At 69.9% G+C, this 18,827-nt stretch carries 20 protein-coding genes; 9 read left to right on the top strand and 11 right to left on the bottom strand.

Translation table 11 applies throughout. The features are described from left to right. On the bottom strand, nt 1–736 hold a 736-nt coding region (locus FKV24_RS03740; protein WP_141481344.1), incomplete at its 3' end, for a sulfurtransferase. A gap of 176 nt (nt 737–912) precedes the next feature. Here FKV24_RS03740 and FKV24_RS03735 point away from each other — a divergent pair. Further along, the gene (locus tag FKV24_RS03735) at nt 913–1,224 is read left to right on the top strand and encodes an HPF/RaiA family ribosome-associated protein (protein WP_141481342.1); all 312 of its coding nucleotides are present in this window, start codon (nt 913–915) and stop codon (nt 1,222–1,224) included. Between the two features lie 438 nt (nt 1,225–1,662). Here FKV24_RS03735 and soxR read toward each other — a convergent pair whose 3' ends face one another. The 4 genes from soxR to FKV24_RS03715 all read right to left on the bottom strand — a co-directional run bounded on the left by soxR (nt 1,663) and on the right by FKV24_RS03715 (nt 5,857). Then, nucleotides 1,663–2,106 (bottom strand): redox-sensitive transcriptional activator SoxR, encoded by a 444-nt coding sequence (gene soxR, locus FKV24_RS03730; protein WP_283016199.1) that lies wholly within the window; start codon nt 2,104–2,106, stop codon nt 1,663–1,665. 78 nt (nt 2,107–2,184) lie between these two features. Continuing rightward, nucleotides 2,185–3,393: a glycosyltransferase gene (locus FKV24_RS03725; RefSeq protein WP_141481340.1), complete on the bottom strand. Its 1,209-nt coding sequence runs from the start codon at nt 3,391–3,393 to the stop codon at nt 2,185–2,187. Between the two features lie 138 nt (nt 3,394–3,531). After that, nucleotides 3,532–4,815, bottom strand: coding sequence for an MFS transporter (locus tag FKV24_RS03720; RefSeq protein WP_111268072.1), 1,284 nt, complete (start codon nt 4,813–4,815; stop codon nt 3,532–3,534). 424 nt (nt 4,816–5,239) lie between these two features. Beyond that, entirely contained in the window at nt 5,240–5,857 is a 618-nt protein-coding gene (locus tag FKV24_RS03715) for an HD domain-containing protein (protein ID WP_111266586.1), read from the bottom strand. Between the two features lie 243 nt (nt 5,858–6,100). Between FKV24_RS03715 and FKV24_RS03710 the strand changes: the two genes are divergently transcribed. Next, nucleotides 6,101–6,808 (top strand): TonB family protein, encoded by a 708-nt coding sequence (locus FKV24_RS03710; protein ID WP_141481338.1) that lies wholly within the window; start codon nt 6,101–6,103, stop codon nt 6,806–6,808. 102 nt (nt 6,809–6,910) lie between these two features. On the opposite strand, the gene sstT is transcribed toward FKV24_RS03710, so the two are convergent. Then, complete coding sequence (gene sstT, locus FKV24_RS03705) at nt 6,911–8,158, bottom strand: serine/threonine transporter SstT (protein ID WP_111266588.1); 1,248 nt, start codon at nt 8,156–8,158, stop codon at nt 6,911–6,913. A gap of 135 nt (nt 8,159–8,293) precedes the next feature. Here sstT and FKV24_RS03700 point away from each other — a divergent pair, with 135 nt between their 5' ends. Next, nucleotides 8,294–8,959 (top strand): hypothetical protein, encoded by a 666-nt coding sequence (locus FKV24_RS03700; RefSeq protein ID WP_141481337.1) that lies wholly within the window; start codon nt 8,294–8,296, stop codon nt 8,957–8,959. 85 nt (nt 8,960–9,044) lie between these two features. Here the strand turns inward: FKV24_RS03700 and FKV24_RS03695 are convergent, their stop codons facing one another. After that, nucleotides 9,045–9,632 (bottom strand): DUF4136 domain-containing protein, encoded by a 588-nt coding sequence (locus FKV24_RS03695; RefSeq protein ID WP_249040903.1) that lies wholly within the window; start codon nt 9,630–9,632, stop codon nt 9,045–9,047. Between the two features lie 181 nt (nt 9,633–9,813). Between FKV24_RS03695 and FKV24_RS03690 the strand changes: the two genes are divergently transcribed. Next, nucleotides 9,814–10,353 carry an LEA type 2 family protein gene (locus FKV24_RS03690; RefSeq protein WP_170288200.1) on the top strand — a complete coding sequence of 180 codons (540 nt, stop codon included), beginning with the start codon at nt 9,814–9,816 and terminating at the stop codon, nt 10,351–10,353. A 98-nt stretch (nt 10,354–10,451) separates the two neighbouring features. Continuing rightward, entirely contained in the window at nt 10,452–11,348 is an 897-nt protein-coding gene (locus tag FKV24_RS03685) for a hypothetical protein (protein WP_111266592.1), read from the top strand. 30 nt (nt 11,349–11,378) lie between these two features. Here FKV24_RS03685 and FKV24_RS03680 read toward each other — a convergent pair whose 3' ends face one another. Further along, nucleotides 11,379–11,822, bottom strand: coding sequence for a hypothetical protein (locus FKV24_RS03680; protein WP_141481335.1), 444 nt, complete (start codon nt 11,820–11,822; stop codon nt 11,379–11,381). A 206-nt stretch (nt 11,823–12,028) separates the two neighbouring features. On the opposite strand from FKV24_RS03680, the gene FKV24_RS03675 reads away from it, so the two are divergent. After that, nucleotides 12,029–13,111, top strand: a complete 1,083-nt coding sequence (locus FKV24_RS03675; protein ID WP_141481334.1) for an oxidoreductase — start codon at nt 12,029–12,031, stop codon at nt 13,109–13,111. A gap of 95 nt (nt 13,112–13,206) precedes the next feature. Here the strand turns inward: FKV24_RS03675 and FKV24_RS03670 are convergent, their stop codons facing one another. The 3 genes from FKV24_RS03670 to FKV24_RS03660 form a co-directional block, all read right to left on the bottom strand. Beyond that, a complete protein-coding gene (locus FKV24_RS03670) occupies nt 13,207–14,130 on the bottom strand; it encodes a dienelactone hydrolase family protein (RefSeq protein WP_141481332.1) in 924 nt (307 codons plus the stop codon). Nucleotides 14,131–14,214: 84 nt separating this feature from the next. Then, on the bottom strand, nt 14,215–14,916 hold the full coding sequence (locus tag FKV24_RS03665; protein ID WP_141481330.1) for a DUF3011 domain-containing protein: 702 nt from the start codon (nt 14,914–14,916) through the stop codon (nt 14,215–14,217). Between the two features lie 150 nt (nt 14,917–15,066). Further along, complete coding sequence (locus FKV24_RS03660) at nt 15,067–15,600, bottom strand: riboflavin biosynthesis protein RibA (RefSeq protein ID WP_141481320.1); 534 nt, start codon at nt 15,598–15,600, stop codon at nt 15,067–15,069. A gap of 278 nt (nt 15,601–15,878) precedes the next feature. On the opposite strand from FKV24_RS03660, the gene FKV24_RS03655 reads away from it, so the two are divergent. From FKV24_RS03655 to FKV24_RS03645, 3 genes are all read left to right on the top strand, one after another. Beyond that, nucleotides 15,879–16,196 (top strand): DUF2388 domain-containing protein, encoded by a 318-nt coding sequence (locus FKV24_RS03655; protein ID WP_111266598.1) that lies wholly within the window; start codon nt 15,879–15,881, stop codon nt 16,194–16,196. Nucleotides 16,197–16,296: 100 nt separating this feature from the next. After that, the gene (locus FKV24_RS03650; RefSeq protein ID WP_141481353.1) at nt 16,297–18,204 is read left to right on the top strand and encodes a DUF7844 domain-containing protein; all 1,908 of its coding nucleotides are present in this window, start codon (nt 16,297–16,299) and stop codon (nt 18,202–18,204) included. A gap of 136 nt (nt 18,205–18,340) precedes the next feature. Continuing rightward, a complete protein-coding gene (locus FKV24_RS03645) occupies nt 18,341–18,823 on the top strand; it encodes a DUF4087 domain-containing protein (RefSeq protein ID WP_249040901.1) in 483 nt (160 codons plus the stop codon). The last annotated feature ends 4 nt before the right edge of the window (nt 18,824–18,827 follow it).

Genomic DNA, 18,827 nt, shown 5'->3' with positions numbered 1-18,827 from the left:
TCGCGCCGTCGACCAGCGGCCGCAGCGCCGGGTCCAGCGCGACCCGCTCGTCGAACACGAAACAGCGGCCGTCGTAGTGCGCGCCACCGACCTGCTCGAAGTACCCGAGGATGCCGCCGTCGAGCTGCAGCACGTTGTCCATCCCGGTCGCGCGCATCCACAGCGCCGCCTTCTCGCAGCGGATGCCTCCGGTGCAGAAGCTGACCACGGTGGCGTCGGCCAGCGCGTCCCGGTGCGGCGCCAGTGCCTGCGGCAGGTCGGTGAAATTGTCGATCGGCAGGGTCAGCGCATTGGCGAAACTGCCGTGGCCGACCTCCTCGCGGTTGCGGGTATCGAGCATCACCACCGGCCGGCCGCGGTCGTCGTGGCCCTGGTCGAGCCAGCGCGCCAATTCGGCCGGCGCCACCGTCGGCGCGCGCCCCTCCAGCGGCGAGGCATCCTCGCGCCGGAACGCGATGATCTCGCGCTTGAGCTTGACCTTCAGCCTGGCGAACGGCTGCGTGCGGCTGTGGCTGTACTTGACCTCGATCGCGGCGAAACGCGGGTCCGCGCGCAAGCCATCCAGAAAACCGTCGATCGCCGCCGCGGTGCCGGCCAGGAACAGGTTGATGCCCTCGGCGGCGACCAGCACGGTGCCGCGCAGCCCGCCGGCCGCGGCCAGGCCGCGCAGGTGCCCGGACAGTGCGTCCGGGTCGTCGATCGGGGTGAAATGGTAGGCGGCGATATTGACGAACATCGGCCGATTCTACGCCGCCGGCACGTCCCGGGCGCTGAACGTCGCCGGTGCCGGCGCCGGAACCGGGCGCTCTTCGCGTTGTCTGAATGTGGGCACTGCCAAGGTGGTGCGGCACGGGTGCGAAACGGTTCGCCCCGTCGCCAATCGCAAGCCGACAACAAGAAGATGGAGGCGCAATGAAGGTACAGATCAATACCGACAATCATGTCCAGCACGACGAGTCGCTGACCCGTCACGTCGAATCCGCGGTCGCCAGCGCGCTCGACCGCTTCGGCGACCAGGTCACCCGGATCGAGGTCCACGTGCGGGACAAGAACGGTGGCAAGACCGGGGGCAACGACAAGCACTGCATGATGGAAGCGCGCCTGGAGGGCCTGCCGCCAATGACCGCCTCCGAGGATGCCGACAGCGTCGCCTCCGCGGTATCCGGTGCCGCCCGCAAGCTGCAGCGGGTCCTCGATCACGCCCTGGGCCGGCTCACCCACTGAGCCCATCCGCGGGAGCGGCGCAGTCACGATTCCCGGGCGGCGCCCGGGAATCCCCAAAGTCTGCCGCGCAAACCCTGGGCCCTGCCGATGCGCCCCATGCGCCTCTTCCCGTAGGAGCGGCGTAAGCCGCGATCCCCGGGCGGCGCCCGGGAATCCCCAAAGTTTGCTTCGCAAACCTTGGGCCCTGCCGTTGCGCCTCCACACCCCCATTCGCGCTGCGCGAATCGCCCCCTGACTTCAGGGGGAACGATATCCGGCTGCGCCCGGATATCTCCCAAGGTTCGCTTCGCAAACCTTGGGCCCCACCGTTGCGCTTCCACACCCCCATTCGCGCTGCGCGCGAATCGCCCCCTGACTCAGGGGGCTGTGGCACTCATCCCCGTCTCGTAGGAGCGGCGCGAGCCGCGATCGGGCGTTCCGGCGATGGTCTCTCGCGCCTCAGTCCTCCTCCCAGCGTCGCGCGCCGGCACCGTTCTCATGCAGGCGGTCGCCGGGATTGGCCAGCCGGCACCGGTCCAGCGACAGGCAGCCGCAGCCGATGCAACCGCCGAGGCTGTCGCGCAACTGGGTCAGCCGATGGATGCGCTCGTCCAGTTCGTCGCGCCAGCGCGTCGACAGGCGCATCCAGTCCTTGCGGGTCGGCGTGCGATTGTCCGGAAGGGTCGCCAGCGCGTCGCGGATCGTCGCCAGCGGGATGCCGACCCTCTGCGCGACCCGGATCACCGCCAGCCGTCTCAGGGTGTCGCGACCGTAGCGGCGTTGATTGCCCGCCGTGCGGCGGCTGTGGATCAGCCCCTTGGTCTCGTAAAAGTGCAGCGCCGACACCGCGACTCCGCTGCGTTCGGCGAGTTCGCCGACACTCAGTTCCGATTGCACGCCCATCGCCCGCATTGAACCTCAAGCAATATCGAGGGTTCATGGTCGCGCCGCATGCGCGCGACCGCAAGCCCACGCGGCCGCTCAGACCTCGTCGATCAGCTGTTGATAGAGGCCGACCACGCGCCCCATCAAGGTGGTCGTGCTCCAGGCGGCGGCATCGCCGGGGCCCAGCGCCGACAGCTCGGCGCGGCGCTGCTCCGAGCGCAGCAAGCCGGCCACGTGGGTGGCGAACTCGCCCACGTCCTCGCCACTGATCACCGCGCTGCGGGTATCGCGCAACACCGTCGCGGTCCCCATCACCGCGGTGGAGACGACCGGCACGCCCAGCGCCATCGCCTCGGTCAGCACCAGCCCCTGGGTTTCCGTCGGCGAGGCGAACACGAACACGTCGCCGGCACGATAGGCATCCAACAGCGCCCCGCGTCGATCGAGATTGCCGAAGAAGCGCACGTTGTCGCCCAGTCCCTGACGCTGGACCAGTTGCTTGAGCCGCGGCGCGTCCGGCCCTTCTCCGGCAATGATGAAGAGCAGCTGCGGAAACTCCGGCACCAACCGCTTGACCACGTCGATCAGGAAGCCGATGTTCTTTTCCACCGCCAGCCGGCTGACCGTCACCAGGGTCGGTCGCGCCGGATCGATCCCGTAGCGCTGCCGGAACGCCTCGCCGTCGCCGCCCTTGAACTCGTCCAGGTCGATGCCGGTCGGGATCACCGTCGACGGCGTCTGGATGCCGTAGCGATCGAGTACCTCGACCATCTGCCGGCTCGGCACGATCAGGTGATCGACGCCGTGGCAGAGCATGCGCGACGCGCGACGCGCGCCCATCCGCAGCAGCGCGCCCGGCAGCCACGGCAGGTAGTGGGCGACGTACTCCTCGAAATAGGTGTGGTAGGTCTCGACCGTTGGCACCCCGGTCAACTCCGACAGCTGCACGCCGAGCCGATGCGCGCGGAACGGGGTGTGGATGTGCACCACGTCCCAGCTGCGCGCCGCCAGCCTGGGCAGGATCCGCCGCAATGCCGACGCCCGGATCAGGCGGTCCTCGGGGTCGAAGAAGATCACGCTGGACGGCAGCCGGATCAATTCCAGTCCCGCCAGGTCGTCATTGGCGGCCGGAGCCTGCGCCGGGTCATCGCCGCCTTCCCCGTCGCTGTCGTGGCTACCGTAGTCGGGCGCGACCAGGGTCACCTTGTGCCCCATCCGCAGCAACGCCTGGGCGAATGTACGGATCGAAGTGGACACCCCGTTCACACGGGGGAAATAGACGTCCGACAGCATCAGGATGTTCATCCCGGAAGGCTATGTCGATGCGATGACAGACAGGTTGCATGCCGGCCATGACGCCCGGCGCTGACGGCACCGGCGGATGAATACGGTCACACGCCTGACACAGGCGCCGGCGAAGCCGCCGACCGCCCGTGCCGCGCCCTAGTCGTGCAGCCGACGCGGCACCGCCAGCAGGGCCAGCAGGGTCAGCACCGCGGCCACGACCAGGTAAGCGCCGACCGCGCCCAGTCCATGGTGAGCGGCCAGCCAGGTCGCCGCGTACGGCGCCAGCGAGGCGCCGAAGATGCCCGACAGGTTGAACGCCAGCGAAGCGCCGCTGTAGCGCACCTCGGCCGGGAACAGTTCGGCCAGGATCGTCCCCAGCGGTCCGTAGGTCAGGCCCATGATGCCCAGCCCCAGAGCCAGGAACAGCATGACGCCGACGCCGCTGCCGGCGACGAACAACGGCGCGAACGCCAGGCCGAACAGCATGATCGCCAGCGTCGCCAGCAGCATCATCCGCCGGCGTCCGACCCGGTCGGCATAGTGCGCGGCCAGTGGAATGCTCAGCCCGAAGCAGACCACGCCGGCCATCTGCATCCACAGGAACTGCTCGCGGCTGTAGCCCAGCTGCGACGTGCCCCAGCTCAGCGCGAACACCGTCATCAGATAGAACAGCACGAAGGTCGCCAGCGCCGAGGCGGTGCCGATCAGCAACGCGCGCGGATGCCGGACCAGCACTTCCAGCATCGGCATCCTCACCCGCTCCTGCCGTTCCAGCACGCGCTGGAACGCCGGCGTCTCGCTGATCCGCAGACGGATCCACAGGCCGAGAAAGACCAGCACGGCGCTGCCGATGAACGGTACCCGCCAGCCCCAGGCGAAGAACGCCGCATCGTCCATCGACGCGGTCAGCAGCAGGAAGGTGCCGGTGGCGAGGAAGAACCCCAACGGCGCCCCCAGCTGCGGGAACATCCCGTACCAGGCGCGCTTGCCCGGCGGCGCGTTCTCGGTCGCCAGCAACACCGCCCCGCCCCACTCGCCGCCCAACCCCAGCCCCTGGCCGAAACGGCACAACGCCAGCAGCGCGGGCGCGGTCACGCCCCATTGCGCATAGGTCGGCAGCAGGCCGATCGCGACCGTCGACAACCCCATCGTCAGCAGCGCGGCGACCAGGGTCGCCTTGCGCCCGATGCGATCACCGAAATGGCCGAACACCGCCGAGCCGATCGGCCGCGCCAGGAACGCCAGCGCGAAGGTCGCCAACGACTGCAGGGTCGAGGAAGCCGGATCGCCGGCGGGAAAGAACAGCGCCGGAAACACCAGCACCGCGGCGGTCGCGTAGATGTAGAAGTCGAAGAACTCGATCGTGGTGCCGATCAGGCTGGCGAACAGTACCCGCCACTTCGAATTGGCGCCCGACAGCCCGACCGCTTTGTCGCTCATCACCACGTCGTTCATCCGCGCCCTTCCCCGAAGCATGTTGGAGGTTCCAGCCCCGATTGTAGGGACTGTGGCGGTGCCCGCATCCACCCGGGGTACGCGGGGATCGACATCGCCCCGTGCGGGCCCGTCATTGTCCGTCATGCCGTAGGAGCGGCATAAGGCGCGATAGCCGTCCCATGAAATCCCATCGCGGCCTACGCCGCTCCTACGGGAAATTCGGAAGCAGGACGGGCTCCGTAGTAGCGGCGTGAGCCGCGATTCCCGGGCTGCGCCCGGATATCTCCCAAAGTTTGCTGGGCAAACCTTGGGCCCCACCGTTGCGTTGCCACACCCCCACTCGCGCCTGCGGCGCGAATCGCCCCCTGACTCAGGGGGCTGGGCCATCCATACCTATCTCGTAGGAGCGGCGTGAGCCGCGATACCGCTAGCGTTTGTGGGTGATCAGCCGTCGCAGGTTGGCGCGCGCGCGCGCCTCCAGGCGCTGGTGGAAGAACTCGCTGAGGTAGATCCGCTCGCGTTGCAACAGGGCCTTGACGAAGCGGCGGCGGTTGAGGCGGAACAGCCAGGCCGGAACACGCCCGCGGTACTCGCTGGCGATGCCGCGGTCGTAGGCGTCGAACCGCGCCGGATCGGCCCCCAGGATCGCCATGTCGCAGTCGAGGAAGTGGCGCACGTCGTCCGGCGCCGGGTCGGAATCGAAATCCGACGCCACGAACTGGCCGTGCCGTGCGGTCAGCTCGATCAGGGCCGCCACCCGATCGGCGTCGATCCCGGCGTCAGGCAGCCAGCGTCCGATCTCCTCGACCGCGAAGGCCGCCGAGCGCGATTCGTTGTCGCTGCGTCCCGGCACGTAGATCGCATCGTGATACAGCACCGCCAGCTCGACCTCGCGCGGCTGTCGCCAGCCGGGACCGGCGGCGACCTCACGGCAATGCCCGAGCACTTCCTGCACGTGGCCGAAGTGGTGGTAGGCACGCGGCGGCTCGGCGTAGGCGGCCTCCAGTCGCGCCCGCTGGGCCGGAGGCAGTTGTAGCGATGACATGCGGCGTCCGCTTTCGTTGTCGTTTCGACCGGAGCACAGCATAGCCATGCCCGCCCCCGGCCGCGGCGGGCGCCGCCACGCGATCGGCACATGGCCGCATAAACAACCGTTTGTCGGCATAAATAGACCATTGATCAATAAAAGCCTGGATTGAAATAACCCTGTAACCCACGCGGGGCCCCAACGCGCTGTCATTCATGCGTAACGCACTTATGTTAGGCCGCGCGGCCTGGGAGGATTTCGATGAAGCACGCCATTCTGTTCGCATCCCTGCTGGCCGCCGGCGCCACGCTCTTCGCTCAGGCGGCCGACGCCGGTCAGCCGGCCGCCCACACCTTCGCGCTGGACCTCGACGCCCGCGGCCAGGTCACCGCCATCGAGCCGACCGAAACCATGCCCGCGGAACTGCGCAAGGAACTGGAAGCACGCATCGGGCAATGGGCGTTCACCCCTGCCACGTTCGACGGCCAGCCGGCCGCCACCCGCACCTATCTGCGCATCACCACCGCCGGCAATCGCGGTCCCGACGGGATGCTGAAGGTACTTTCCGCCACCACCGGCCCGGGCGTCGCCAGTCTCAGCAACCCGGCCTACCCGACCAGCGAGCTGCGCCGTGGCGAAGGCGGCATCGTGGTCCTGCAACTGGCGGTCGACGCCAGCGGCGAGGTCACCGATGTTGCGTTCTACGGCGAGCGCCAACGCGCCTCGCGCACCCTCGCCAACGCCGCCCGCGATGCCGCCCGCGACTGGCGCTTCAAGCCCGAGACCGTGAACGGCACCGGCATCGCCAGCACCGTGGTGCTGCCGGTGTGCTTCATGGCGACCACGCCGACCCTGTCCACCTGCGCCTGGCAGGGCCCGGACGCGAAGAACTTCAATCGCATGGACATCGTCGCTGTGGATCCCGCCGCCCGGGTCGACACCGGTATCGGCCAGTTCGCCAGCAACTAGGAACGCACACGCCCCTCTCCCGGCGTTGAAACCGCCCCGGGAGAGGGACCGGCGGGAGCTCTCCCGCGTCATTGTCGCCTGGTTCGGCGATACCGCTTCCGCTCAGTCCGCGCGCACCGAGCGGCACGCGGCCGCGGTGAACAGCACATCGGTCGAGGAATTGAGCGCGGTCTCGCAGGAGTCCTGCACCACGCCGATGATGAAGCCGATCGCGACCACCTGCATCGCCACATCGTTGGAAATGCCGAACATGCCGCAGGCCAGCGGCACCAGCAACAGCGAGCCGCCGGCCACGCCGGAAGCGCCGCAGGCCGCCACCGCCGCGACCACGCTCAGCAGCAGTGCGGTCGCCAGATCGACCTCGATATTCAGGGTATGCACGGCGGCCAGCGCCAGCACCGTGATCGTGATCGCCGCGCCGGCCATGTTGATCGTCGCGCCGAGCGGGATCGATACCGAATAGGTGTCCTCGGGCAACTCCAGGCGCCGGCACAGGTCGAGATTGACCGGGATGTTGGCCGCCGAGCTGCGGGTGAAGAACGCGGTGATGCCGCTGTCGCGCAGGCAGGTCAGCACCAGCGGGTAGGGATTGCGCCGGGTCATCGCCAGCACGATCAGCGGATTCGCCACCAGCGCGACGAACAGCATGCTGCCGACCAGCACCGCCAGCAGGCGCAGGTAGTCCAACAAGGCGCCGAAGCCGGACTCGGCCAGGGTCGCCGCGACCAGTCCCAGGATGCCCAGCGGCGCGAAGCGGATCACCAGCCGCACGATGAAGGTCACCGCGCCGGCCAGGTCGGTGACCATCGCCCGGGTGCCGTCGCCGGCGTGGCGCAGGGCGATGCCCAGCCCCACCGCCCACGCCAGGATGCCGACGAAGTTGCCGTCGCGCAGCGCGTTGACCGGGTTGTCGACGATCTTCAGCAGCAGCGTGCGCAGCACCTCGACGATGCCCGAAGGCGGCGCCATCTCGACGCCGGACTCGACCAGCTTCAGCGATGACGGAAACAGGAAACTGGCGCTCACCGCAACCAGCGCCGCGATCAGGGTACCGGCCAGGTACAGGCCGAGGATCGGACGGATGTGGGTCGACTTGCCTTTCTGGTGGTTGGCGATCGCCGCGGTGACCAGCACCAGGACCAGCACCGGTGCGACCGCCTTCAGCGCCGAGACGAACACCGTCCCGAGCAGGCCGACCGACTTCGCGGCCGTCGGCCACCACCATGCCAGGGCGATGCCGACGAGAAGTCCGACCAGGATCTGTACGACCAGGCTGGTTCCGAACAGGAAGCGCAGCACCGGATTGTCCGGAGCGATGCGCTGGGGTGAGAGCTTGTCGGGTGCGGTCATGCGCGCGCCTGTGGTCGGGTTGCGCCGCATCCTCGCCCGAACGCGGCGGTCCGGCAAGTCCGGTCCCCCGCGATCGGACATCCGGCGGCCGGGGACGCTAGGATCGCGGGTATCGTGCGACCGGGGAGGCTCACGTTGCCGTCAACCAATACCGTCCCGCCGACCGCCCGCCTCGGGCGCTGGATCGGCGCCCTGCCCGACGCGCTCACCGCCGGGTTCTTCGCCCTGGTGTGGATCGCGCCGCAACTGCCGGGGGCCGGCGCGATCCGCACCGGCATGTTGATGATGATGGTCGAGTTCGTGCTGCTGCACGCGTCGGCGATGATCGGCTCGATCGCGCTGAACGCCACCTCCAGTCGCCGCAAGAAACTCGCCGCGGTCGGCGGTTTCGCCGCCATGTACCTGCTGTTCATCGCCGCATGGGCGTGGCAGTTCCGGGCCTGGTGGCCGTTGCTGGCATTCGGCTGGCTGGTGCTGGGCAAGGCCTGGCTGGCATTCCAGCCATTGCCGCCGGAGCAACGCCGCCAGCAGATGCACTCGGAATGGGCGGTCGGGGTGATGGCCTATCTTGCCGGCGCCTTCGCCACCGTGTTCCTGCCGATACCGCGGCTGGGCATGACCCCGTCGATCGTCGCCGAGGCCGCCCTGCCCGGCGGCGGCCTGTGGGTGAGCAAGCCGCAGACGGTGATCGCGTTCGGCGTGTTCTATTTCGGCGTGCTGGCGGTGACCAAGGCGCGCGGCACCCGTCTGCGCCACGCCGGCAGCGGCAGCGCCAGCCCCGACCAGGACCGGGCCCGCTAGGAATCAGGCCCGGCCCCAACCGGCGCCGAATCGGGCGCCCATGCAGCCGGCGGCCGGGCAGCGTGTGGCCCGGTCCGGGTGACGGTTACGGCGCGCCCGGACTCGTCCCGGACGCGAACGGGAACTGCGCGAAGATCGCGGTGACCGCCTGGTCGGCCGCGGCCGAACGCTCCTGCGGGCTGCGCTGGACCACCCGTCCGATCGCATCGCCGGTCCACACCAGCCGGTTGCGGCGGGCATCGACCAGGTCGATCGTCAGCGTGCCCTCGGTGTACTGGCTGACCTGGGCCTGGTCGTACCAGACCGGCACCGCGACGTAGTGGCGATGGCGGTAGCTGTAGAAATACTGCATGTCGGTGCGCGGGATGCTGTAGACATCGGTCTTCTCCTGCACGACCGCCTGGAAGTTCACCCTCAGGTCCGGCGACTGCTCGTCGAACACGTAGCCGCGCGCGTCCATCTCGCGGCGGACCGAGGCCCTGATCCGCTCGGTCAGATAGGTGGTGTAGCCGGACTCCTCCATCGCCAGCGGCTGGTAGAAGGCATAGCTGCGGTAGCGCGCGAAGTCCGCCTCGGGATCGAGCTCGGTGCGCACCCGCGGTCCGGTGGCGCAGGATGCCAGCAACGCGATCGCGACGCAGGCCAGAGTGAAGCGGACGATTCGGTGGGACATTCGCATGACGGGCCTCGACGTGGGCGGTCCGTTCGACCGGTGGTTCGAACGCTACACCCGCCGGCGTCGACATGGAATCACCGGGTCTGTCCGATCCCGCGAATCGCGGCACGCGTATCGCCACCGCGTGGCAGACTGCACACAACGGCCCGAGCGGCCACAGCGGAGGCAGCAGATGCGCATGCGCGAAACCGAAGCCATCGTCCACGCTTGCCGGCGCCCTCGCCGATCCCGGCACCGGTCCGCGATCGCCCGGGCGGCGATGGCGGTGATCGCGATGGCGCTGGCACTGATGGCCGGCTGCGCCAGCCTGCCCCACCGCGACCCGCTGGACATCGACGTCGCCGGCGTCGAGGCCCTGCCCGGCGAAGGCATGGAGCTGCGCCTGGCGGTGAAACTGCGCATCCAGAACCCCAACGACAGCGCGATCGACTACCGGGGCGCGGCCCTGCAGCTGGAGCTCAACGGGCACCGCCTGGCCAGCGGGGTCAGCGACGTGGCCGGCACCGTGCCCCGCTACGGCGAGAGCGTGGTGACCATTCCGGTCACGGTATCGGCGCTGGACATGGCCCGCCAGATCGCACTCCTCGGCGAGGGTCGGCCGGACTGGCGCTACCGCGTCGAAGGCAAGCTGGAGGGCGGTCTGTTCGGCACCCGCCGCTTCGGCGACAGCGGCACGCTGGATCTGTCGCGACAGCTGGGCGCTCCCGGCGAGCGCTGAACCCCGCCGCGCCCGCGCCGATTCGAGGCCCTGCTCTAGACGCCTGGGGTATCAAGGAAGCTCCGGTCGGGCGGCAGCGATCGACAGCGGGCAGCCAGGTGCATCCTGAATACACCGTCGCGTTCTTCGACATTCTCGGCTTCAAGCAGGCGTCCGAGCGCCTCGGGCTGGACGCGATCGAACACCGCTACCGCAGGCTGATCGAAGCGGTCGACCGCTTCAACGCCAACTCCGCCAGCCTGTTCGGACAATTGAGTTTCCGCGAGTCGGCGTACTGGACCGAGGATGGCGACATCTTCATCCTCAACCGCATCGACGGCGCCTACGCCAGCGACTCCGTGGTGGTGTGGACGGCGCGCTGGTGGCCGGAGTCGCGCGACCTCGATCCGGCCGCGCGCGCCGGGCTGGCGCGCGACCCCGAGTCGGGCTGGCAGCACACCACCGTCCCCTGCGACAACCTGCTCAGCGTCTGCAACGAACTGGTCTGCCGCAGTATCGAGGTGGGCCTGCCGTTGCGCGGCGCGCTGGCGATGGGGCCGGCCCTGCTCGACACCACCCGCAGCCTGTTCCTGGGGCCGCCGCTGATCCAGGCGGCGACACTGGAGCGGGAGCAGACCCTGATCGGCGCCAGCCTGTGCGACTCGTTCATGGACCAGACGATCCCCGAGCGTTTCGTGCTGGACTTCGACCGCCACCTCAAACCGGGGCTTGCGCGCGATTTCGGCGGCAAGGTGCTGGACTGGCCCCGCCACTGGCGGCGCACCCGCGGCTCCGATCTGCGCGATCGCATCCGCACCCTGTGCCCGGACAGGGGCCGGGCCCGCGTCCACTACCGCAACACCCTGGCGCTGATCGAGATGTCCGAACGCAAACAGAAGCGGCTGGGCGATCCGGCCCCCTCCGACGACCGCGAGCCCTCGTTGCGCGACAGCCACCCCGCCTACGCCGCCGCCCGGCTGGGCACCACGTTCCGCGCGATCCGTCGACGCCGCTGAACGCGGCCGTGGCGGTCCGGCGGAGACGGTTCAGGGCAGCAGGTCGTCCCAGCCCGACAACACGGTGATGCCGCGCGCACGATTGGCGCGGGCCAGCAGCATGTAGGCCTCCATCGTGGTTTCCATCACGTTGCCGCCGGCCGCCGCCAGCACCTCGTCGGCATGCTCGGCCAGCCGGTGCAGACGGTCGCGACGCAGGCGCAGGCGCTCGATCGACTGCAGCTCGGCCTCGATGATCTTGCGCACGTCGGCGGCGTCCAGCGGTTCGGGCAGGACCTCGGGGAAGCAGTCCAGCGCATCCAGCACCTGCCGGCAGAAGCGCTCGGACGCCGCACCGCGCCAGCGGGCGTGGGTCGGCCCCTCGCCCTGGGCACGGATCAGCCGCCTCATCTCCGCCTCCATCGCATCCATGTTCCGGTCCAGCGACCCCAGGCGGGCTTCGGCCAGGATTCGGGGTTCGGAACTCTTTGACATCGTGCGGACTCCGATACGTTCGGGAAGGACACCGGCCGGGCGCGGGCGTCGCGGCATCGGCCTGTCGCGGCCTGGCTCCTGACTAGAACGCAATTCGCCGGCCAAGCCGGGCGCGTCGCCGGCATGTGCCCCGACCCGGCCGCCTGCACGTGCCGTTGTCACGCACCGTGTCAATCTGTGTGTTTTGCCCCGCGGAGTCGCTGCCCATGCCCGTCGCCCCAGCTTCAGCCGAACCGGTCAAGGTCGCCCTGGTCGGATACGGATTCGCCGGCCGGACCTTCCACACGCCGCTGATCCGGGCGGTGCCGGAGCTGGCACTGAGCGTGGTCGCCTCCGGCGATGCGTCCAAGGTCAATGCCGAGCTGCCGCAGGTCGAGGTGATCGCCGACCCGCTGCGCGCGATCACCGCGCCGGGGATCGAACTGGTGGTGATCGCCTCGCCCAACGACAGCCACGTGCCGCTGGCGCAAGCGGCGCTGTCGGCCGGCCGCCACGTGGTGGTGGACAAGCCCTTCACCCTTTCGCTCGACGACGCGCGCGAGCTGGCCTCGCTGGCCGAGGCGCGCGGCAGGGTGCTCTCGGTGTTCCAGAACCGGCGCTGGGACAGCGACTTTCTCGCGATCCGCAACGCCATCGATAAGGGCATGGTCGGCGAACCCATGCATCTCGAATCGCGGCTGGAACGCTTCCGTCCGCATGTGCGGCTGCGCTGGCGCGAACAGGCCGGTCCCGGCAGCGGGCTGTGGTGGGACCTGGGCCCGCACCTGGTCGATCAGGCGCTGCAATTGTTCGGCCTGCCCGACCGGGTGATGGCCTCGTTCGCACTGCAGCGCGAGGGCGCCAGCACCCCGGACTGGGCCCACGTGGTACTGGAACACGGCGCGCGTCGCAGCGTGCTGCACGCCGGCATGCTCGCCGCCGGCGGCTATGCCCGTTTCCTGCTGCACGGCAGCGGCGGCAGCGCGTCGAAGCCGGCCGCCGACCCGCAGGAAGCCCAGTTGCTGGCCGGAACACGCCCCGGCGACCCCGACTGGGGACACGACCCGGACCCGCTGCTGGTGTACGACGGCGTGTCCGCGCCGCGACCGGTCCCGGCGCCGGCCGGCGACCAGTCCTGCTTCTACGCCGCCGTCGCCCGCGCGGTGCGCAGCCGCGGCGCGAATCCGGTGCCGCCGGCCCAGGCGATCGCGGTGATGGCGGTGATGGAAGCGGCGATCGTATCTGCCGAAAGCGGCCATGCGGTCGCGCCGGCGCTGACCGAGTCCGAGATCGCCGCCTTTTCCTCCTGAGCCCGCCGAGAGCCCGCCGAGAGCCCGCCGAGAGCCCGCCGAGAGCCCGCCGAGAGCCCGCCAACCAGGCGACGGAGCGGCCGCCGCGGCTTCCCTCAGGCGGGCGACGCCGTCGGGGCCGGATCGCGCAGGCGGCGCTCGAACAGCGCCAACAGCTTCGTCCACGCCTGCGCCGCGGCGACTTCGTGATGGCGCGGCGTGGTGTCGTTGTTGAAGCCGTGCAATGTGCCCTCGGGCTGGAACAGTTCATGGCGCACCCCGGCCGACTTCAGCGCCGCCTCGTAGTCGGGCCAGCCGCGGTTGACCCGCGGGTCGTCGGCGGCCAGCACCACCAGCAGCTCGGCCCTGATCCGCGGCACCTCCTCCAGCGGCGGGGCGCTGCCATAGAACGGCGCCGCCGCGGCGAGGCCGGGCAGGCGGGTGGCCAGATGGTTGGCCATCGAGCCGCCATAGCAGAACCCGACCACGCCCAGGCGCCCGTTGCCGCCTTCGATCGCCTGCAGCCACGCCGCCGCGGCGAGGAAATCCTCGCGCGTCCGGGCCTGGTCGAGTTGCGGAAACAGGGCGCGCGCGGCGTCCTCGTCGCCGGGATAGCCGCCCAGCGGGAACAGCGCGTCGGGGGCGAAGGCGATGAAGTCCTCCAGCGCAAGACGCCGGGTCACATCCTCGATATGCGGGTTCAGGCCGCGGTTCTCGTGAACCACCAGCACCGTCGGCAGCGCGCCCCCGGCCTTCGCCGGTCGTGCCAGGTAGCCGCGGGCGCGGCCGTATCCGTTCGGCGAGGCATACTCGCGGTAGCCGGTCCGCAGGCGCGGATCGTCGGGATCGACCTGGCGGGCGGCGGCGAAATCGGGCGTCAACGCGGCCAGCAGTCCAGCCGCGCCGGCGCCGCCGACCGCAAACCGCGCGGCGCCGCGGAGGAAGCCGCGACGATCGATCGCCCCGTGCACGTACTGGTCGAACAAGCGCAACAGTTCCGGATCGAAGTCGCTGGCGCGTGGCCGGCCTCGGTTCGACATGGCAGAGCCCCGGACGGTGACGGAACCGGCAGGGTATCCGTCACCGCGTTAGCGCGCCGAAAAGACGCGGTCGCCGCTGCGTCGTCAACGGGTGCGGTGGTAGTGCACCTGGTTGTGCCGATCGCCGACCTGCGAGGTCACGAAGCCGTCGCGGCTCTGGCTGATGGTGAACACCTCGCTGCCAACATGCAGCTCGCCGCCGTTGACCCAGCCGCGCAGGGTCTGTCCATCGGCCACTGCGGTCATCTCGCCGTCGCGGCTGATCGTCATGCGGATGCTGGCGTTGTGGATCGGGTTGTAGCCGGTGAAGGTGCCGACCATCCAGGCAGGTACGTAGGAGTTGTGGCGCGCGCCCTGGTAGCCCTCGTCGTCGTACTTGGCGTCATGCTTGTTGGCGTTGTGGATCAGCGCGCCCAACACCGCCGCACCGACCAGCACGCCGGCGGCGACCTTGGCGTCCTTGTGGTCGTCGTGACGGGAGGAGCCGCCGTGCGATGAGCCGCGACGATGCTCGTGGCCGTAGGTCGCCACGTTGAACTCGGCACGACAGCCATCGTCCACCCAGACCTCGCGACGGTCGTAGTCCCAGTCGCGTCCCTTGCGGCAGCGCGCATTGGAGAGCTGACGGTGCATGGTCACGTAGCCGGGCTGGTTCAACGGACATCGCTGATAGCGGTTGTCGCGGCTCTCGCAGGTCACCCGGTAGTCGGCCAGGGCCGCGGTCGACCAGGCCAGCGCGGCGATGCCCAAGGTCCAACAGATCGAAGTGCGAATCCCCTGACTCATATCCTCGCCTCCGTTTTGGCAATGGAGCGGATGGTCCCCCTGCAACGGGCGACTGTAGCCCCGGCCACGGAACGGCCACGTGACGAATCAGTGACCGCAGGTCACGGCTGCCCCCTTCAGACACCTGTATTCACGTAGCGTCACGAGCCGCTACAACGTGGTCACCGTCGTCGCCCCCGCCGCGGACAGCATCGCGTCGGCACGATCGCGTTCTTCGCCGTTGCGGGCGTGGACGACCACCGCGGCGCGGCCGTGACGCACCTCGCTCAGCACGGTATGCACATAGGCGTCGTGATCGGGCCGCAGGCCGACCAGCCCACCGATCAGCAACCCCGAGACCGCGCCGTAGAACATCAGGACCAGCAGCGAGATCGTGGCCGAGCTGACGATCATCGTCACCCCGGTCACGCGCAGCAACACGAACAACGCCGCGCCGATCAGCGCGCCGCCAACGCCCATCGTCAGGTGCGAGCGGACCAGGGTCCGGCGGATCCCGGACACCTCCGGCTCCAGCTTTCGTCCCGGGACCGGGTCGCGTGGATGGATCACCCGGACCTGACCGTGTCCCAGGGCCAGCTCCAACCGCAGCCGCCGCGCCACCTCCCGCGCCCGCGCGTCGTCGTCGAAGATGGCGGCCACCTTGGTCGAGTGAAGCTCGCCGGAGAAGGCATGGGACAGCGCCATCGCCTGGGTTCTGCAGCGTCGCCGCGGATCGCGGCCCGATCCCAGCGTCCTCCCCGCGCGGTCGCCATGACGTGAACCTGCGGGGGTGGGATTCAGCCATCCGTCAACACCGTGAAAGCGCGGATCACAAAGGGCAACGGGCGTCCCCAAGCGAGCGAGGATCACCTGCCCGTGCGCGTCGCATCCGGCGGGATTCGGTCAACCTCGTCGCATCCCCGCGCAATCGATTGCGGGTATCCTCTCGCCGGTCCCCCACTCTCCGACAGGATGCTTCCGGAATGAACCGCCTCCTCATCGCCAGTCTCGCCACCGCCGTGTCCGTTCTCGTGCTGTCCACGGCTCCGGTCCGGGCCAGCAGCTTCGCCGGCACCTCGGCCGGCGCCTCATCGGCCGGCTCCTCGGCGTCCTCCGACAGCTCCTCGGGCAACGACAAGGTGGTGATGCAGGCGCGCGAAGACGCGGCCGCCTTCGTCGCCAGCGACGGCCATATCCGCGGCGCCCAGCTGGAAGCGGCGCTGATGCACCTGCGCGAGCAGGATGCGGACGCGCGCGACGCCAGCGACATGGCGCTGGCGAAGGCCATCCTCGCGCTCTGAGGCGGTGAAACTCCGCCGGCCCTGGCCGCCGGCGCCGGTCCCGCGGCTGGCGGGACTGGCCTTGTTGATCCTCGCCCCGCTGGCGGCCGCGTCGCCGCCAATGCGGATATCGACGAGCACGCTCGACGCCGAGGAAACCGGCGCCACCACCGAACTGGTCTCGGCGGCATGGACGACCTTGCCGCCGAAGTGGCGGCAGGCGCTGGATCCGCGCATCGAGCTGGGATGGCGCGACGATCTGCCCGAACACGTCCACGGACGCGTGCGCGGGCGCAGACTCCGGCTCGACCGCGACCTGCTGGACGACTGGGTGGCCGCCGGCGGGAGCGGGCCGGCGCGACGGGCCGCGCTGGCGACCCTGATCCACGAGCTGGCCCACGTCTACGACCGCTCTCCCGACGGCGGACTGTCGCGCGATCCGCGCCTGCTCGACCTGGCCGGGTGGCAGGTCGGCACCCTGCGCCTGGGCCTGCGCAGTGGCCGCAACGCGTTCAGCGACCGCAGTCCCGACCTCTATGAACTGGAGGACCCGGCCGAGTTCGTCGCGGTCAACCTCGAGTACTTCCTGCTCGACCCCGAATACGCCTGTCGCCGCCCCGCCCTGCACCGCTACTTCGCCTCGCAGCTGGAGGTGGAGACGACGCCGGTCGACTGTGCGCCAGGATTCGCGTTCATGAGCACCCCGGACGGCGCCGAAGCCTCGCCGCTGCAGCGGATCGACGTCGACCGGGTCTACCGGATCGACTACCTGCTCGCCGAACCGAACCAGCAGATGATGAGTCGCTGGGGCCACAGCATGCTGCGGCTGGTGATCTGCGCGCCCGGACGTCCGCGCGGGCCCGACTGCGGACTGGACCTGCAGCACCACCGGGTGCTGTCGTTCCGCGCCTTCGTCGACGACGTGCAGGTTTCAGGGTGGCGCGGCCTGACCGGCTCGTATCCCTCGCGCCTGTTCGTGCTGCCGCTGGAACAGGTGATCGACGAGTACACCCGCACCGAACTGCGTGGCCTTCGGTCGACACCGCTGCGACTGCAGCGGGACGAGATCGCCGGCCTGCTCGAACGCGCCGCCCGTCTGCACTGGAGTTACGACGGCCGCTACTACTTCCTGTCCAACAATTGCGCGACCGAGACCTTCAAACTGCTCCACGACGGCGTGCCCCGGCTCGCCGGCAAGTCGCTGGCGAGCATCACTCCGACCGGCCTGTTGCGCCGGCTGCGCGAGACCGGGGTCGCCGACGACAGCATGTTCGACGATCCCGAGCGGGCGGTCCGGCTCGGCTACCGCTTCGAGGCGCTCAGCTCGCACTACCAGGCGATGTTCGAGATCGCCCGCCGCGCGCTGCCATTGCCGCAATCCACGGTAGAGGCCTGGCTGGACGCGCCCGCCAGCGAGCGGGCCCGCTGGCTGGATTCGGCCGACCTGCGCACCAGCGCGGCGTTGCTGCTGCTCGAACAGGCCGCGCTGCGCCGCGAGGAACTGCGCGCACGCGAGGATCTCAAGCGACAACTGCTGGCGCGGACGCCGGCCAGGCCGCATCCCGGTCCCGGCCCGGACGATGGCTCCGCCCCCCTGTCGAACAGCGGCCCGGGCAGCGGCGACGCACGGGCGATGCTGGAACAGATGCTGCAGTCCGAAGGCCATCTCAGCCGGCCGGCCGCGCTGCTGCCGGACACCGGCTATGGCCTGCCCCAGGCCGACGAGCGCAGCGCCATCGAAGCGGTCGGCAACGGACATGCCGCACGCTGGTGGCGACAACGCGAGACCCTGGTCGCCGCCGCCCGCCGCTGGCTGCCGGCGGCGCGGCGGGAGACGCTGGACGGTATCCAGGCCAACGTCGACACCCTGGGCCGGCGCCTGCGCCAGCTTCATGCCGATACGGAGCGTGCCAATGCGGAACGTGCCGATGCGGAGCGTGCCAATCCGGAGCGTGCCGGTGCGGAGCGTGCCGATGGGCAGTCGGACGGGGACCGGCCGCGATCGCTGGAGATTCCCGCGATCCCCTGAGAAGGGCGCCGGCACGATCGGGCGCCATTCTGCAACCCCGATCACCGTCGCGACCCGCCCCGCCTGCAACAATCGGCGCTCAGAATGGCAACCGGCCGCCGTGCGGGACGGCCGGCATGCCGGGACGGAGGGAGCCATGACCATGCGCAGGAAGCCCGTCGCCCTTGTGCTGGGCGCACTGATCGCCAGCACGGCCTGCAGCGCGCCGGCGGAAGGCGAGTCCGGCGCGCCACAACCCGTGTCGCAACCGGCGCCTGCATCTGCCTCGCCCACCACTTCCCCGCCAGCCAACGGCGGCGAGACCTCCGACGCGACCGCATCGTCCGCGACCCGCTGCGGCTGGTTCGAGAATCCGACTCCCGGCAATGCCTGGCTGAGCGACCGCGACCGCACCTGGATCGTCGGCACCCAGGGCGGCCACCAGGCCGACGGCGACTGGCCGGCCTTCGGCGACGACCAGTGGATCGTGACCAACGGTTCCAGCTACGGCTATGGCTGCGCCTGCATGTCGGTGCGCGCCGATGCCGACAACGGCCATGTCCTGCGCATCGACGATGCCCGCGCGCTGCCGCTGTCGCGCTGCCGCGCCGACCCCGCCCTGGAGGAACCCCGCTTCTGACCGC

Source organism: Marilutibacter maris, from assembly GCF_006546735.2.
GTDB classification, from domain to species: domain Bacteria; phylum Pseudomonadota; class Gammaproteobacteria; order Xanthomonadales; family Xanthomonadaceae; genus Marilutibacter; species Marilutibacter maris.
This window is presented reverse-complemented; position numbering and strand designations above follow the sequence as displayed.

Excerpts from the sequence above, each read along its gene's own strand:
- FKV24_RS03735 (WP_141481342.1), top strand. The coding sequence starts at position 913 with ATGAAGGTACAGATCAATACCGACAATCATGTCCAGCACGACGAGTCG.
- soxR (WP_283016199.1), bottom strand. The coding sequence starts at position 2,106 with ATGGGCGTGCAATCGGAACTGAGTGTCGGCGAACTCGCCGAACGCAGC.
- FKV24_RS03725 (WP_141481340.1), bottom strand. The coding sequence starts at position 3,393 with ATGAACATCCTGATGCTGTCGGACGTCTATTTCCCCCGTGTGAACGGG.
- FKV24_RS03720 (WP_111268072.1), bottom strand. The coding sequence starts at position 4,815 with ATGAGCGACAAAGCGGTCGGGCTGTCGGGCGCCAATTCGAAGTGGCGG.
- FKV24_RS03715 (WP_111266586.1), bottom strand. The coding sequence starts at position 5,857 with ATGTCATCGCTACAACTGCCTCCGGCCCAGCGGGCGCGACTGGAGGCC.
- FKV24_RS03710 (WP_141481338.1), top strand. The coding sequence starts at position 6,101 with ATGAAGCACGCCATTCTGTTCGCATCCCTGCTGGCCGCCGGCGCCACG.
- sstT (WP_111266588.1), bottom strand. The coding sequence starts at position 8,158 with ATGACCGCACCCGACAAGCTCTCACCCCAGCGCATCGCTCCGGACAAT.
- FKV24_RS03695 (WP_249040903.1), bottom strand. The coding sequence starts at position 9,632 with ATGTCCCACCGAATCGTCCGCTTCACTCTGGCCTGCGTCGCGATCGCG.
- FKV24_RS03690 (WP_170288200.1), top strand. The coding sequence starts at position 9,814 with ATGCGCGAAACCGAAGCCATCGTCCACGCTTGCCGGCGCCCTCGCCGA.
- FKV24_RS03680 (WP_141481335.1), bottom strand. The coding sequence starts at position 11,822 with ATGTCAAAGAGTTCCGAACCCCGAATCCTGGCCGAAGCCCGCCTGGGG.
- FKV24_RS03675 (WP_141481334.1), top strand. The coding sequence starts at position 12,029 with ATGCCCGTCGCCCCAGCTTCAGCCGAACCGGTCAAGGTCGCCCTGGTC.
- FKV24_RS03670 (WP_141481332.1), bottom strand. The coding sequence starts at position 14,130 with ATGTCGAACCGAGGCCGGCCACGCGCCAGCGACTTCGATCCGGAACTG.
- FKV24_RS03665 (WP_141481330.1), bottom strand. The coding sequence starts at position 14,916 with ATGAGTCAGGGGATTCGCACTTCGATCTGTTGGACCTTGGGCATCGCC.
- FKV24_RS03660 (WP_141481320.1), bottom strand. The coding sequence starts at position 15,600 with ATGGCGCTGTCCCATGCCTTCTCCGGCGAGCTTCACTCGACCAAGGTG.
- FKV24_RS03655 (WP_111266598.1), top strand. The coding sequence starts at position 15,879 with ATGAACCGCCTCCTCATCGCCAGTCTCGCCACCGCCGTGTCCGTTCTC.
- FKV24_RS03650 (WP_141481353.1), top strand. The coding sequence starts at position 16,297 with ATGCGGATATCGACGAGCACGCTCGACGCCGAGGAAACCGGCGCCACC.
- FKV24_RS03645 (WP_249040901.1), top strand. The coding sequence starts at position 18,341 with ATGACCATGCGCAGGAAGCCCGTCGCCCTTGTGCTGGGCGCACTGATC.